General features: G+C 70.7%; 14 protein-coding genes. 6 read left to right on the top strand and 8 right to left on the bottom strand.

Going from position 1 to position 13382, the window contains the following annotated elements; genetic code table 11:
- Nucleotides 1-153 precede the first annotated feature (153 nt).
- The gene (locus EV382_RS21305) at nt 154-861 is read right to left on the bottom strand and encodes a M23 family metallopeptidase (RefSeq protein ID WP_130404537.1); all 708 of its coding nucleotides are present in this window, start codon (nt 859-861) and stop codon (nt 154-156) included.
- A 472-nt stretch (nt 862-1333) separates the two neighbouring features.
- Here EV382_RS21305 and icmB point away from each other — a divergent pair, with 472 nt between their 5' ends.
- From icmB to sucD, 3 genes are all read left to right on the top strand, one after another.
- Nucleotides 1334-1738: a coenzyme B12-dependent isobutyryl CoA mutase small subunit gene (gene icmB / locus EV382_RS21300; protein ID WP_130404535.1), complete on the top strand. Its 405-nt coding sequence runs from the start codon at nt 1334-1336 to the stop codon at nt 1736-1738.
- Nucleotides 1739-2157: 419 nt separating this feature from the next.
- On the top strand, nt 2158-3336 hold the full coding sequence (gene sucC, locus EV382_RS21295; RefSeq protein WP_130404533.1) for an ADP-forming succinate--CoA ligase subunit beta: 1179 nt from the start codon (nt 2158-2160) through the stop codon (nt 3334-3336).
- A gap of 2 nt (nt 3337-3338) precedes the next feature.
- The gene (gene sucD, locus EV382_RS21290; RefSeq protein ID WP_130404531.1) at nt 3339-4226 is read left to right on the top strand and encodes a succinate--CoA ligase subunit alpha; all 888 of its coding nucleotides are present in this window, start codon (nt 3339-3341) and stop codon (nt 4224-4226) included.
- A 72-nt stretch (nt 4227-4298) separates the two neighbouring features.
- Here sucD and EV382_RS21285 read toward each other — a convergent pair whose 3' ends face one another.
- A complete protein-coding gene (locus tag EV382_RS21285; RefSeq protein ID WP_130404529.1) occupies nt 4299-4562 on the bottom strand; it encodes a DUF4190 domain-containing protein in 264 nt (87 codons plus the stop codon).
- Between the two features lie 201 nt (nt 4563-4763).
- Here EV382_RS21285 and EV382_RS21280 point away from each other — a divergent pair, with 201 nt between their 5' ends.
- Nucleotides 4764-6068 carry a cell division protein PerM gene (locus EV382_RS21280; RefSeq protein WP_130404527.1) on the top strand — a complete coding sequence of 435 codons (1305 nt, stop codon included), beginning with the start codon at nt 4764-4766 and terminating at the stop codon, nt 6066-6068.
- 54 nt (nt 6069-6122) lie between these two features.
- Here EV382_RS21280 and EV382_RS21275 read toward each other — a convergent pair whose 3' ends face one another.
- Nucleotides 6123-6650: a DUF4190 domain-containing protein gene (locus EV382_RS21275; protein ID WP_130404525.1), complete on the bottom strand. Its 528-nt coding sequence runs from the start codon at nt 6648-6650 to the stop codon at nt 6123-6125.
- Nucleotides 6651-6675: 25 nt separating this feature from the next.
- Nucleotides 6676-6870, bottom strand: a complete 195-nt coding sequence (locus EV382_RS21270) for a hypothetical protein (protein ID WP_130404523.1) — start codon at nt 6868-6870, stop codon at nt 6676-6678.
- 68 nt (nt 6871-6938) lie between these two features.
- On the opposite strand from EV382_RS21270, the gene purN reads away from it, so the two are divergent.
- Both purN and purH read left to right on the top strand, forming a co-directional pair.
- Nucleotides 6939-7559: a phosphoribosylglycinamide formyltransferase gene (gene purN, locus EV382_RS21265; RefSeq protein WP_130404521.1), complete on the top strand. Its 621-nt coding sequence runs from the start codon at nt 6939-6941 to the stop codon at nt 7557-7559.
- Nucleotides 7556-9127, top strand: a complete 1572-nt coding sequence (gene purH / locus EV382_RS21260) for a bifunctional phosphoribosylaminoimidazolecarboxamide formyltransferase/IMP cyclohydrolase (RefSeq protein WP_130404519.1) — start codon at nt 7556-7558, stop codon at nt 9125-9127. Before purN ends, purH begins: the two co-directional genes overlap by 4 nt.
- A gap of 171 nt (nt 9128-9298) precedes the next feature.
- On the opposite strand, the gene EV382_RS21255 is transcribed toward purH, so the two are convergent.
- The 4 genes from EV382_RS21255 to EV382_RS21240 form a co-directional block, all read right to left on the bottom strand.
- Nucleotides 9299-10333, bottom strand: a complete 1035-nt coding sequence (locus EV382_RS21255; RefSeq protein ID WP_130404517.1) for an ABC transporter ATP-binding protein — start codon at nt 10331-10333, stop codon at nt 9299-9301.
- Nucleotides 10314-11345, bottom strand: coding sequence for an ABC transporter ATP-binding protein (locus EV382_RS21250; protein WP_130404515.1), 1032 nt, complete (start codon nt 11343-11345; stop codon nt 10314-10316). Before EV382_RS21250 ends, EV382_RS21255 begins: the two co-directional genes overlap by 20 nt.
- A 70-nt stretch (nt 11346-11415) precedes the next feature.
- Entirely contained in the window at nt 11416-12372 is a 957-nt protein-coding gene (locus tag EV382_RS21245; protein WP_130404513.1) for an ABC transporter permease, read from the bottom strand.
- A 6-nt stretch (nt 12373-12378) separates the two neighbouring features.
- Nucleotides 12379-13317: an ABC transporter permease gene (locus EV382_RS21240; RefSeq protein WP_130404511.1), complete on the bottom strand. Its 939-nt coding sequence runs from the start codon at nt 13315-13317 to the stop codon at nt 12379-12381.
- Nucleotides 13318-13382 lie beyond the last annotated feature (65 nt).

Genomic DNA, 13382 nt, shown 5'->3' with positions numbered 1-13382 from the left:
CGCCTGTGGGGTGCTACATCCGGAAAAGTGATCATGTTGGGGAGTGTCGCCGGCCACAGTCGCTGCTGTGACCCGGGATACATCCGCCCGGACCGCCTAACGAAAAACCGCCCGGATCGACAGATCCGGGCGGCCAACGGTCGTGACGCAACGTCAGGAGGCGGCTACCTCGCTGTAGATTGCCTCGACTTGCAGCTTGATGTCCACTCCGCGCTCCTGGAGGTAGGGCACCGGGTCGGTCGGCTGCCCCTTGACATGGATCTCCAGGTGCAGGTGCGTGCCGTACGCGTGGCCGGTCTGCCCCACCAGGCCGAGCTGGTCGCCCGCCTTGACCTGCTGGCCTTCCTTGACGCTCACCGCGGAGGAGTGGCCGTAGATGGCCTCGCTGCCGTCGGCGTGCTGGACGATCACCGCGTTGCCGTAGCCGCCGAACCAGCCGGCCTTGGTGACCAGGCCGTCGTGGATCGCCACGTAGGGCGTGCCCTCGGGGGCGACCAGGTCCACGCCGGTGTGCAGCTTGCCCCAGCGCATCCCGTACGGGGAGTTGAAGTCGTAACCCTGCAGCGGCAGCAGCCAGACCTCGGGCTCGGCGTTGTCCTTGGCGCGGCTGTCCCGGGAGGCGCGGTCGGCGTTGTCGGCACGGGCCGCGGCGTCCTGACTGGTGACCGACGCCTGCTTGAGCTCGTCGAGGACCGTCGGGCTGACGTCCTTGGCGTCCGGCAGGGCGCTCGCGCCGAGAGCCACGATGCCGGCCCCGACGAACGCGGTGGTCACGACAGCGGCGTAGCGGCTGCGGGGTGGGGTGGGTACGCGGCGGCGACCGCGATATCGATCGGGCTCAGACGACAGGCGCTGGCGCACGCACACCCTCCGTTGTCGGGGTTCCGAAGCGGCCGGTGGACGTTCCCTGAAGCTCCAGTGAACCTCCGCTGACCGCGTCGTCACCCGTCCATGGACCTGATGACAACCGTGGACACGTTAGCCAACCGTCAGGCGAGTCACAAGCTAGAGCGGAAAATTGGCGTGTCGATCTGTCCGTTTGCGTCCATTATTGTCACGCATCGCGCCGCCGAACGGTGCCCCCGTCGCTGCCCGTTCGTCGCCGAGCGTGACCGTTCCGGCGGACTCGTCCGGCTTGACTCCGAACGGCATCGGGCTGGTGTCGGCGTCGACGTCAGGGGCGTACTGGGCCGGGATCGGCGGGACCACTGCGGGTTGTCGGATGGGCGCACCGGGTAACGGCCGGTGACCGGGCCCGGATTTCCCGGGCCGGGTGCACCGGGTTACCGTTCGTTAAGGTGAAGGCTGTCAAGCCGGTGAAAGGTGTGCGCTGATGAGCTCTCGTATTCGGGTCGTCGTCGCGAAGCCCGGCCTGGACGGCCACGACCGGGGCGCGAAGGTGGTCGCGCGCGCCCTGCGGGATGCTGGGATGGAGGTCGTCTACACCGGCCTGCACCAGACACCCGAGCAGATCGTGGAAGCCGCCATCCAGGAGGACGCCGACGCGGTCGGCCTGTCCGTGCTCTCCGGCGCGCACATGACGCTCTTCCGGCGGGTGCTGGAACTGCTCGCTGAGCGGGATGCCCGCGACATCGTCGTGTTCGGCGGCGGCATCATTCCGAACGGCGACATTCCCGAGCTGGAGAAGCTGGGCGTCGCGAAGATCTTCACGCCGGGCGCCACCACCCAGGCGATCGTCGAGTGGGTCCGCGAGAACGTCGCGCAGCCGGTCTCCTGACCTGGCGCGACCTGATCTGGGCACGGGGGAGGGGCCGGACGCACCCCTCACACGTCCGGCCCCTCTATGCACGATGCCCCGCCGCCACCCCTCGACCGACAGGGCATCGGCCGTCTCCCGTCATTGCGCTGTTCAGCGCTCCGACATCTGACTCAACGACGCCCCCACGGCAGGGTTACGCAAGCCGGACAACATCGCCCGGACGGTGGATGCCGCCGGAGTCCTGGCCGGAAACCGGCCACCCGTGATGCCCGGTTGTGCATTACCGCACACCGCGCACCCGCTCGGTTGCCGGTGGTGTCGACCTCGCTAGGCTGCGGCCAATGGCCTGTTTCAAGTGATGACAGGCGTCAAACTGTTTTCTGAACGCTGGTGGCGGCGCGACGGCGCGCCGCGGAGACGGGACGGGACGCGCAATCGTGGACCTGTACGAGTACCAGGGGCGGGACCTGTTCGAGCGGCACGGTTTGCCCGTGCTCGCCGGCGGCGTCGCCACTACCCCGGAAGAGGCCCGCGCGATCGCCGAACGCCTCGGCGGCCGTGTGGTCGTCAAGGCGCAGGTAAAGGTCGGCGGCCGAGGTAAGGCCGGCGGCGTCAAGCTGGCCGAGGGCCCGGATGAGGCGGTGGCCCGGGCCACCGACATCCTCGGCATGGACATCAAGGGTCACACCGTCCACAAGGTCATGATCACGGTGACCGCCGACGTGGTCGAGGAGTACTACTTCTCGTACCTGCTCGACCGGGCGAACCGCACCTTCCTCTGCATTGCCAGCGTCGCCGGTGGCATGGACATCGAGCAGGTCGCCGCCGAGACCCCCGACAAGGTCGTGAAGGCCCCGATCGACGCCGTGAAGGGCGTGGACGAGGCCAAGGCCCGCGAGATCGTGACCGCGGCCGGCTTCCCGGCCGAGGTCGCCGACCAGGTGGTCGAGATCGCCGTCGGCCTGTGGCAGGCGTTCGTCGCCGAGGACGCCACCCTGGTCGAGGTCAACCCGCTCGCCAAGAACGGCGACGGCCGGCTGCTGCTGCTCGACGCGAAGATCAGCCTGGACGAGAACGCCGCGTTCCGGCACCCGGACCACGAGGCCCTGGTCGACCAGGCCGCGGTGGACCCGCTGGAGCAGGCCGCCAAGGCCAAGGACCTCAACTACGTCAAGCTCGACGGCGAGGTCGGCATCATCGGCAACGGCGCGGGTCTGGTCATGTCGACCCTCGACGTGGTCGCCTACGCCGGTGAGCGGCATGGCAACGTCAAGCCGGCCAACTTCCTCGACATCGGCGGCGGCGCGAGCGCCGCGGTGATGGCGAACGGGCTGGAGATCGTGCTCTCCGACCCGGCCGTGAAGAGCGTCTTCGTCAACGTCTTCGGCGGCATCACCGCCTGCGACGAGGTCGCCAACGGCATCATCCAGGCGCTGGCCCTGTTGGAGCAGCGCGGCGAGCAGGTCACCAAGCCGCTCGTCGTCCGGCTCGACGGCAACAACGCCGAGGCTGGCCGGGCGATCCTGGACAGCGCGAACAACCCGCTCGTGCAGCGGGTGGACACCATGGACGGTGCGGCCGAGCGGGCCGCCGAGCTGGCAGCTGCGGGGGTCTGATCATGGCTATCTGGCTGACCAAGGACTCGAAGGTCATCGTCCAGGGGATGACCGGTTCCGAGGGTTCCAAGCACACCCGGCGGATGCTGGCCGCCGGCACCAACGTGGTGGGTGGCGTCAACCCGCGCAAGGCGGGCCAGACTGTCGACTTCGACGGCACCGAGCTGCCGGTCTTCGCGTCCGTGGCGGACGCGATGGCCGAGACCGGGGCCGACGTCACCGTCATCTTCGTGCCGCCGCAGTTCACCAAGGCCGCCGTGGTCGAGGCGATCGACGCCGGGATCGACCTGGCCGTGGTGATCACCGAGGGCGTCCCGGTGCACGACACCGCGTCGTTCTGGGCGTACAACGTGGCGCAGGGCGAGCGGACCCGGATCATCGGGCCGAACTGCCCGGGCATCGCCTCGCCGGGCGCGTCCAACGCCGGCATCATCCCGGCCGACATCACCGGCTCCGGCCGGATCGGCCTGGTCAGCAAGAGCGGCACGCTGACCTACCAGATGATGTACGAGCTGCGCGACATCGGCTTCTCCACCTGCGTCGGCATCGGCGGTGACCCGATCATCGGGACCACCCACATCGACGCCCTCGCGGCGTTCGAGGCCGACCCGGAGACCGACGCGATCGTCATGATCGGTGAGATCGGTGGCGACGCCGAGGAGCGGGCCGCCGAGTTCATCAAGGCGAACGTCACCAAGCCGGTGGTCGGCTACATCGCCGGCTTCACCGCCCCTCCCGGCAAGACCATGGGTCACGCCGGGGCGATCATCTCCGGCTCGGCCGGCACCGCCGAGGCGAAGCAGGCGGCGCTGGAGGCCGTCGGCGTCAAGGTCGGCAAGACGCCGACCGAGACCGCGAAGCTGATGCGGGAGATCATGTCCGGCAGCTGAGCCGGTCAGGCGAGACGAAGGGGGTCGACCGCAACGGTCGACCCCCTTCGGCGTACCTGCGCCCGTCGCTGGTCAGTCGTTCCAGAACGGGTAGTTGCCGGTCACCCGCAGGATCGCCCCACCGATGATGTTGATCACGCCGAACGCCACGGCGAGGTAACCGAGCAGCGGCGACTGCCCGTACCGCCGGGCGTCGCGGATGGACAGGTAGCCGAAGACGATGCCGAAGACGCCGCAGCAGATCAGCCCCAGCACGATGCCCAGCACGCCCCAGAGGGTGGTCCGGTCGCGTCCCCGGGCCGGTGGCGGTGGGGGAGGCGGGTATGGGGTCGTCACGGCGTCCTCCGGGTGGTTCGTGGGCGATGTGCCGACCCGGATCGCTACCGGCGGGCCCGCCCCGGGTGGCGGCTACACGCGCCCCCTCTGGCCCGAGGCTAGACCGGCCCGGGTGGGCGGGACGCCGGTTCGGTGAACTCGCCGCACTCAGGAGGTGTTAACGGACTGCCACCGCCCGCGCGACGTGCCAGAGTAGAGCCGATGTCCCCCGTCACCCCTGACCGTCCCAGCCGTCCCGGTGGTGTGAGCGCCGACGACCGGCCGGTCGATCGTGCCGCGCCGGCCCGGCGGGTGCCCGCGCCTCGCGCTGGTGGGTCTCCGCGCGGGCGTGCGCCGCTGCCCGTCGCCGCCGGGGTGGCCGCCTGCTGGGCAGCCCTCACCTCCTACCTGCCCGTCGCCATCGTGCTCGGCCTGGTGCAGCTCGGCACGGACTCCACCACCCTGACCGGCACCCTGCGCACCGCGCTGGCCGGCTGGCTGCTCGGGCACCGCGTACCGATCCAGACCGAGTCCGGCCCGCTCGGGCTCGCCCCGCTCGCGCTGACCGTGCTCGCGCTCTGGCGGCTGACCCGCGCCGGCGTGCACGTCAGCCGCGCGATCGGCGCCCGCGACACCCGCTCACCGCGCCGGGCGCTGCTCGCCGCGGGCGCGGTCGGCATCGCGTACGCGCTGCTCGGCGTGCTCGCCGCGGTGCTGGTCGGCAGCGGCGGGCCGGAGGTGTCCCTGACCCGGGCGGGTGCCACGTTCGCGGTGGTCGGCGCACTCGCCGCGCTGGTCGGCGCGGTCCGGATCACCGCCGTGACCCGGCTGATCGTCACCCGGCTGCCGGGCGCGGTGCGCGACGGCGTCCGGACCGGTCTGGTGGCCGGGCTGCTCCTGCTCGGCGCGGGCGCGGGCGCGGCTGGCCTGGCGGTGGCCACCGGCGGCGGCGACGCGGCCGACATGATCGGGGCGTACCGGACCGGGGTCGCCGGGCAGGCCGGCATCACCCTGATCAGCGTGGCGTACGCGCCCAACGCGGCCGTCTGGTCGGCCAGTTACCTGCTCGGGCCGGGCTTCGCCGTCGGGACCGACACCGCGGTCCGCACCAGCGAGGTGTCGGTCGGCGCGCTGCCGGCCGTGCCGCTGCTCGCGGGCCTACCGCGCGGTCCGGTGGACGGCTTCGGCACGCTGCTGCTCGCGGTGCCGGTGCTGGCCGGGATGGTGGCCGGCTGGCTGCTCGCCCGTCGGGTGGCTCGACTCGCCGGGCCGGAGCGGGCCGGGCCGGAGCGGGCCGCGCCGCGTTGGGCCGACTTGCTGGCCCCGGCGGCGCTGGCCGGTCCGGTGGCCGGGATGGTGCTCGGCGCAGCCGCCGCGGTCTCCAGTGGGCCGCTCGGTGCCGGTCGGCTGGCCCAGGTCGGGCCGGTGAGCTGGCAGGTCGGTGCGGTGGCGGCCGGTGTCATCGCGGCCGGCGCGCTCCTCGGTGCCGCCGCCACCCGGGTGCTGACCCGCCGGCCCGCGCAGTAGACGAGCGCGGGGCGCCCCGGGCAAGCCCGGAGCGCCCCGTCGAATCCGAGCCCGTCAGGGCTGGGTGGGCAGGTTGACCTGCGCCACGACGCTCAGGATGAGCAGCAGGATGCCCAGCCCGACGCCGACCGCGCCGCAGATCAGACCGGCCTTGGCCTGGCCGGCGTTGTTGGCCTGGCCCTGGGCCACCTTCTGCTTGGCGAGGTAGCCGGTCACGATGCCGGCGATGCCGACCGGGATGCCCAGGTACAGGCAGCAGACCAGCGGGATCGACGCGATACCGAGGATCATCGACACCAGGCCGAGGGTGTTGTTCTGCCCCTGCGCCTGCGGGTACCCGGCGTTCGGGTAGGTCGGGCCGGCGCCGTACGGGGGCTGCTGCTGCTGGGCGTACGGGTCCTGGTACGGCTGCTGCTGGCCGTACGGCTGGCCCGAGGTGGGCTGCTGACCGTACGGGGCCTGCGGCGCGGCGTACGGATCGTGGGGCTGCTGGCCGTACGGGGCGGCCGGCGGCTGAGGAGCGGTCGGGTCCTGGTTGGGCTGCTGGCCGTACGGGTCCTGACCGGGGTTACCGGGCTGCATTCGAGAAGCTCCTTGGTTGGTTCCGTCAGTTGGTGCTCTTGTTTCCATCCATGATCGCGGTCAGTCCTCCCAAAGCCCAGTACAGCAACAGGACGACATATCTCCCAAAGCGCGCAAACAAGCCCTTGTCGACCCGCTTCTTGTGCCGGATCAGTGGCGGTGTGTGGGCCGGCGCGGCGTTCGGCCCGAGCGAGCGGCAGCGTACCGGGTCGATGCACATCCGCACTGTCACCATCGGCGTGCCGCCCGGCCGAAGGGTGCCCCTGACCTGCCCGATAGGGTGGCCCGGTGACCGAGCCCGCGCCTGTCGCCCGCATCGTCGTCCTCATCTCCGGCTCCGGGAGCAACCTTCAGTCGCTGCTGGAGGCCGCCGCCGACCCCGCGTACGGCGCACAGGTCGTCGCGGTCGGCGCGGACCGCGACGGCATCGCGGGCCTGGACCGGGCCGAAGCGGCAGGGGTGCCGACCTTCGTCGAGCGGGTCCGCGACCACGACACCCGGGAGGACTGGGACCGCGCCCTCACCGCGCACGTCGCGAAGCACCAACCGGACCTGGTCATCTCCGCCGGTTTCCTCAAGCTGGTCGGTCCGCACTTCCTCGCCGCCTTCGGCGACCGCTACCTGAACACGCACAACACGCTGCTGCCGGCGTTCCCCGGCATCCACGGCCCGCGTGACGCCCTCGCCTACGGCGTGAAGCTCACCGGAGCCACCCTCTTCTTCGTCGACGCCGGCATGGACACCGGGCCGATCGTCGCGCAGGTCGCGGTGCCGGTTCTGGACGACGACGACGTGGACACGCTCACCGAGCGCATCAAGGAAGCCGAGCGACGCCAGCTCGTCGAGCAGGTCGGTCGCCTGGTCCGCGAAGGCTGGACCATCACCGGAAGGAAGGTCACGGTTCCGTGAGTCCCACTCAGGACGGGCGCCGCCCGATCAGGCGGGCGCTGGTCAGCGTCTACGACAAGACCGGGCTGGTCGAGCTGGCTCAGGCCCTGCACGCCGCCGGTGTGGAGATCGTCTCCACCGGCAGCACGGCGGGGACGATCGCCGCCGCCGGGGTGCCGGTGACGCCGGTGGAGACGGTGACCGGGTTCCCCGAGGTGCTCGACGGCCGGGTGAAGACCCTGCACCCGAAGGTGCACGCGGGTCTCCTCGCCGACCTGCGCAAGGACACCCACGTCGCGCAGCTCGACGAACTGGGCGTGGCGGCCTTCGACCTGCTGGTCTCCAACCTCTACCCCTTCCAGGCGACCGTCGCCTCCGGCGCCGATGTCGAGGAGTGCGTGGAGCAGATCGACATCGGCGGTCCGGCGATGGTGCGCGCCGCCGCCAAGAACCACGCCTCGGTCGCCGTGCTCACCGACCCGACCGGCTACCCGGCGCTGATCGGCGCGCTCAGCGAGGGTGGCTTCACCCTGGCCCAGCGTCGCGCGCTGGCCGCCCGGGCGTTCGCCGACATCGCCGAGTACGACGTCGCGGTGGCCCAGTGGTGCGCCCAGGAGCTGGCACCCGCCGACGACTCTTGGCCGCAGTTCGCGGGGCTGGCGCTGCGCAAGTCGACCGCGCTGCGCTACGGCGAGAACCCGCACCAGCCCGCCGCGCTCTACACCGACCCGGACGCCCCGGCGGGGCTGGCCCAGGCCGAGCAGCTGCACGGCAAGGAGATGTCGTACAACAACTACGTCGACGCCGACGCCGCCTGGCGGGCCGCGAACGACTTCGCCGACCAGCCGGCGGTGGCGATCATCAAGCACGCCAACCCCTGCGGCATCGCGGTCGGGGCGGACGTCGCCGAGGCGCACCGCAGGGCACACGCCTGCGACCCGGTGTCGGCGTACGGCGGGGTGATCGCGGTCAACCGCCCGGTCTCGGTCGAGATGGCCCGGCAGGTGGCCGACATCTTCACCGAGGTGGTGGTCGCCCCCGGCTTCGACGAGGGCGCGGCCGAGGTGTTGCAGGCCAAGAAGAACATCCGGCTGCTGCGGGCCCCGGCCTGGACGCCGGCGCTGGTGGAGCTGCGGCAGGTGACCGGTGGCCTGCTGGCGCAGGTCGCCGACCGGGTGAACGCCCCTGGCGACGACCCGGCAACCTGGCAGTTGGCGACCGGCGAGGCCGCCGACGAGGAGCTGCTGCGTGACCTCGCGTTCGCCTGGCGGGCGGTCCGCGCGGTGAAGAGCAACGCGATCCTGCTCGCCAAGGACGGTGCCACCGTCGGGGTGGGCATGGGTCAGGTCAACCGGGTCGACTCGGCGCAGCTCGCGGTCTCCCGCGCCGGTGCCGACCGGGCCCGCGGATCGGTCGCCGCCTCGGACGCGTTCTTCCCGTTCGCTGACGGGCCGCAGATCCTGATCGACGCTGGCGTCCGCGCCATCGTGCAGCCCGGCGGCTCCATCCGCGACGAAGAGGTCATCGAAGCAGCCAAAAAGGCCAACGTAACGATGTACCTAACCGGAACCCGCCACTTCTTCCACTAACCCACCCCCCGCCCCGCCCCCGCTGCCCCGCCCCGCCCGCGTCGATCATGGAGTTGTGGTGCCCCGCAAAAGGGGTACCGGCTGATAAATCGCCCACCACAACTCCATGATCGACGGGGTGGGTCGGCGGGTCGGCGCGGGTCGGGGTCAGGGGCGGGGTCAGGGGCGGGGTCAGGCTGGGGTGGGGCGGAGTTCGGCGAAGTGGCAGGCGGACGGGTGGGGGTCGGCTGCCCTGGGGACCGTTTGGGGGTCCTGGGTGGCGCAGATGTCCTGAGCCTTCCAGCAGCGGGTGCGGAAGTGGCACCCGCTCGGCGGGTCGGCCGGGCTGGGCACGTCGCCGACGAGCCGGATCATGTTGCGCTGGTCGCGGGCCTCCGGGTCCGGCACCGGCACGGCGGAGAGCAGAGCCTGGGTGTACGGGTGGGTGGCCCGCTCGTAGATCTCGTCCTCGGTGCCGATCTCCACGATCCGGCCGAGGTACATCACCGCGACGCGGTCGGCGATGTGCCGCACCACGGACAGGTCGTGTGCGATGAAGATGTACGAGAGCCCCAGCTCGTCCTGGAGCTGCTTGAGCAGGTTGATCACCTGGGCCTGGATGGAGACGTCCAGCGCCGACACCGGCTCGTCGCAGACGATCACCTCAGGCTTGAGCGCGAGCGCGCGGGCGATGCCGATGCGCTGACGCTGCCCGCCGGAGAACTGGTGCGGGTACCGGTTGATGTGCTCCGGGTTGAGCCCGACCAGATCCAACAGTTCCTGGACCCGCTTCTCCTTGCTGCCCTTCGGTGCGGCATCCGGGTGGATCTCGAACGGCTCGCCGATGATGTCGCCGACGGTCATCCGCGGGTTCAGCGAGGTGTACGGGTCCTGCATCACCATCTGCATGTTGCGGCGCAACCGGCGCAGCTCGCCCCCGGAGGCCTTGAACAGGTCCTTGCCCTCCAGGGTGGCCCGCCCGGAGGTGGGCGTCTCCAGCCGCATCAGCAGCCGGGCGAGGGTGGACTTGCCGCAGCCGGACTCGCCGACCACACCGAGCGTCTCGCCCCGACGCAGCTCGAAGCTCACCCCGTCGACGGCCTTCACCGCTCCAATCTGCCGCTGGAACAGCACCCCCTGGGTGATCGGGAAGTGCTTCACCAGATTGTCGACGGAGAGGATGGTCTCGCCGCGGACCTTTGTCGGGTTAGCGGGCGACGCTGTCATCACGGACCTCCTGCGCGAAGTGGCAAGCGCTGGTCCGGCCGTCGCCGAGGACCAGGTCGTGCGGAAACTCGTCCACGCAGACCTGCTGCGCGTACGGGCACCGGGGGTGGAACGGGCAGCCGGACGGGATGCGCATCAGGTTCGGCGGCAACCCCTTGATCGTCGACAGTTCCTGGCCGCGGACGTCCAGGCGCGGGATCGACTCCAACAACCCCTTGGTGTACGGGTGGGCGGGCGCCCGGTACAGCGAGCGGACGTCGGCGTGCTCCACGATCCGACCGGCGTACATCACGGCGATCCGGTCGGCGACACCGGCGACCACACCCAGATCGTGGGTGATCAGGATCATCGCCATGTTGAGTTCCCGCCGCAGGTCGGCCAGCAGGTCCATGATCTGGGCCTGCACGGTCACGTCGAGCGCCGTGGTGGGCTCGTCGGCGATCAGCACCTTCGGATCCAGCGCCAACGCCATGGCGATCATGACGCGCTGCCGCATGCCGCCGGAGAACTGGTGCGGGTAGTCGCCGATCCGCTTGGCGGCACCCGGGATCTTGACCAGATCCATCAGTTCGATGGCGCGACGCCGGGCGTCGGCTCGGGACATGCCGGCGCGCTGGCGCAGCGTCTCGCCGATCTGCCAACCGACCGGGAAGACCGGGTTGAGGGCGGAGAGCGCGTCCTGGAAGATCATCGCGATCTCCTTGCCGCGTACCTGCCGGCGCTGCTCCTCGGACTGGGTGAGCAGGTCCGCACCCTGGTAGAGGATCTGGCCGGAGCGGACGAACGCGGGCGGGGTGTCGAGAATGCCCATGATCGCCTGGGCGGTGACCGACTTACCCGAGCCGGACTCGCCGAGCACCGCGAGGGTCTCGCCGGCGTCCAGGTGGTACGAGACGCCGTTGATCACGCGGGCGACGCCCTCGTTGGTGCGGAACTCGACGTGCAGGTCCCGCAGTTCCAGCAGGTGGCCGCCCTCGGGTGTGGCGGAGGCGGGCGTGGGTTGAACGGTCATGACTGTGCCTGCCTTTCGCTCGCGACTGCGGGACTCGCTTCGCTTGTTCCTCGCGCTCGCATGGGGGTTCTCACCGCAGCTTCGGGTCGAAGGCGTCCCGGATCGCGTCGCCGAGCATGATGAACGCCAGCACGGTCAGGGCCAGGAAGGTCGACGGGACGATCAACGGGGTGGCCGCCTCCCGCATGTGGATACGGCCGGTGTCGATGTCCTGCCCCCACGAGATGGTGGGCGCCTTCAGGCCGATGCCCAGGAAGGAGAGCGTCGCCTCGGCCGCGATGAACGAGCCGAGTGCGATGGTCAGCACGACGATGGCCGGGGCCAGCGAGTTGGGCAGGATGTGCCGCCACATGATCCGACCGTTGCCGGCGCCGAGCATCCGGGCCGCCGCGACGTAGTCCTGCTCCTTCGCGGTGATCACCGAGGACCGGACGACGCGGGCGGCGGTGGTCCAGCCGAGCAGCGCCAGCACGAAGACGACCGCGCCGATCCGAGCCCACTGGTTGTCACTGGACACCCGCTTGAGCAGCACGATCGCGGCCAGCAGCAGCGGGATGCCGAGCACCACGTCGATCACCCGGGAGAGCACCGCGTCGACCCAGCGGCCGAAGTAACCGGCCAACATGCCGATCACCAGGGCGATGATCCCGGTGCCGAGCGCGGCGAGCGCGCCGACCAGCAGCGACGCCCGGGTGCCGTAGACCGCCCGCGCGTACGTGTCGCAGCCCTGGAAGTCGTACCCGAAGATCGCCCCGCCGGACGGCCCGGCGTGCTGCCGGGAGAGCACGCAGTTGTTCGGGTCGTTGGCGGTGAACACCCCGGGGAACAGCGCCATCAGGGTGAGGATGACGACCAACGCCAGCGAGATCCAGAAGATCGGGTTGCGGCGCAGGTCGCGCCAGGCGTCGCCGGCCAGGCTGCGCGGCTTCTGCGCTGCGCCGACCTGGTTGGGTGCGCCCGGCTCCCCCGAGGGGCCCCGTCGCGCGGCCTGGTTCTCGGAGGCCGCCACAGTCTCAAAGTCGCTCATGCCTGCTCACTCATAGCGGATCCTCGGGTCGAGTACGGCGTACAGGACGTCCACCACCAGGTTCGAGACCAGGTAGACCACGACGAGCACGCTGACGATGCCCACCACCAGGGGGCCGTCCTCGGTGCGGATGCCGCGGAAGAGGTTGAAGCCCACGCCGGGGATGTTGAAGACACCCTCGGTGATGATCGCGCCGCTCATCAGGTTGCCCAGTTCCACACCGAGGAAGGTGACCACCGGGATCAGTGAGTTGCGCAGTACGTGGACGATGACGATGCGCCGCTTGACCAGGCCCTTGGACCGGGCGGTCCGGACGTAGTCCGCGCGCAGGTTCTCCGCCACCGAGGCCCGGGTGAGGCGTAGGGCGGTGGCCAGCGACAGCGACCCGAGCACGATGCCCGGCAGCAGGAGCGCGTAGAACGTCGGGTCGGAGCCGGCGGTGGGTGGGAAGAGCTGCCACTTGACGCCCAGGAAATACTGCGCCAGCGGCGCCAGCACGATGGTCGGGATGCCCAGCACCAGGAGGGTCAGCACCAGCGTCGAGTTGTCGAAGATGCTGGCCCGGCGGATGCCGGCGAGCACCCCGGCGGTGACACCGAAGATGATCGCCACAGCGAGCGCGATGAGCGCGAGCCGCACGGTCACTGGCCAGGCCTGCTGGAGGATGTCACCGATGCTGCGACCCGTGAGCGACTCGCCCAGGTTGCCCTGGAGCAGGTTCTTCACGTAGTCGAAGTAGCGGTAGAAGAAGCCGCCGACCCCGGTGGCGTCCAGGTGGTACTTCTCGGTCAGGTAGGCGCGTTGCGCTGGCGTGACCGGCCGTTCGCCGGCGAGCGCCTGGATCGGGTCGCCCTGCCCGGCGAATGTCAGCGCGTAGACGATCAGGGTGGTCCCGAAGAACGCCAGGACCATCTGCAGTAGGCGCCGCAGGATGTAGCGGAACATGCTTAGCAGTCTCTCCGGAAATGTGCGAAAGGGTCGCAGGACGGCATCTCTGGTCGTACCCGAAA

This window comes from Micromonospora violae, assembly GCF_004217135.1.
Lineage (GTDB): Bacteria > Actinomycetota > Actinomycetes > Mycobacteriales > Micromonosporaceae > Micromonospora > Micromonospora violae.
Note: the sequence above shows the minus strand (reverse complement) of the source record. Positions and strands in the feature narration are given on the sequence as shown.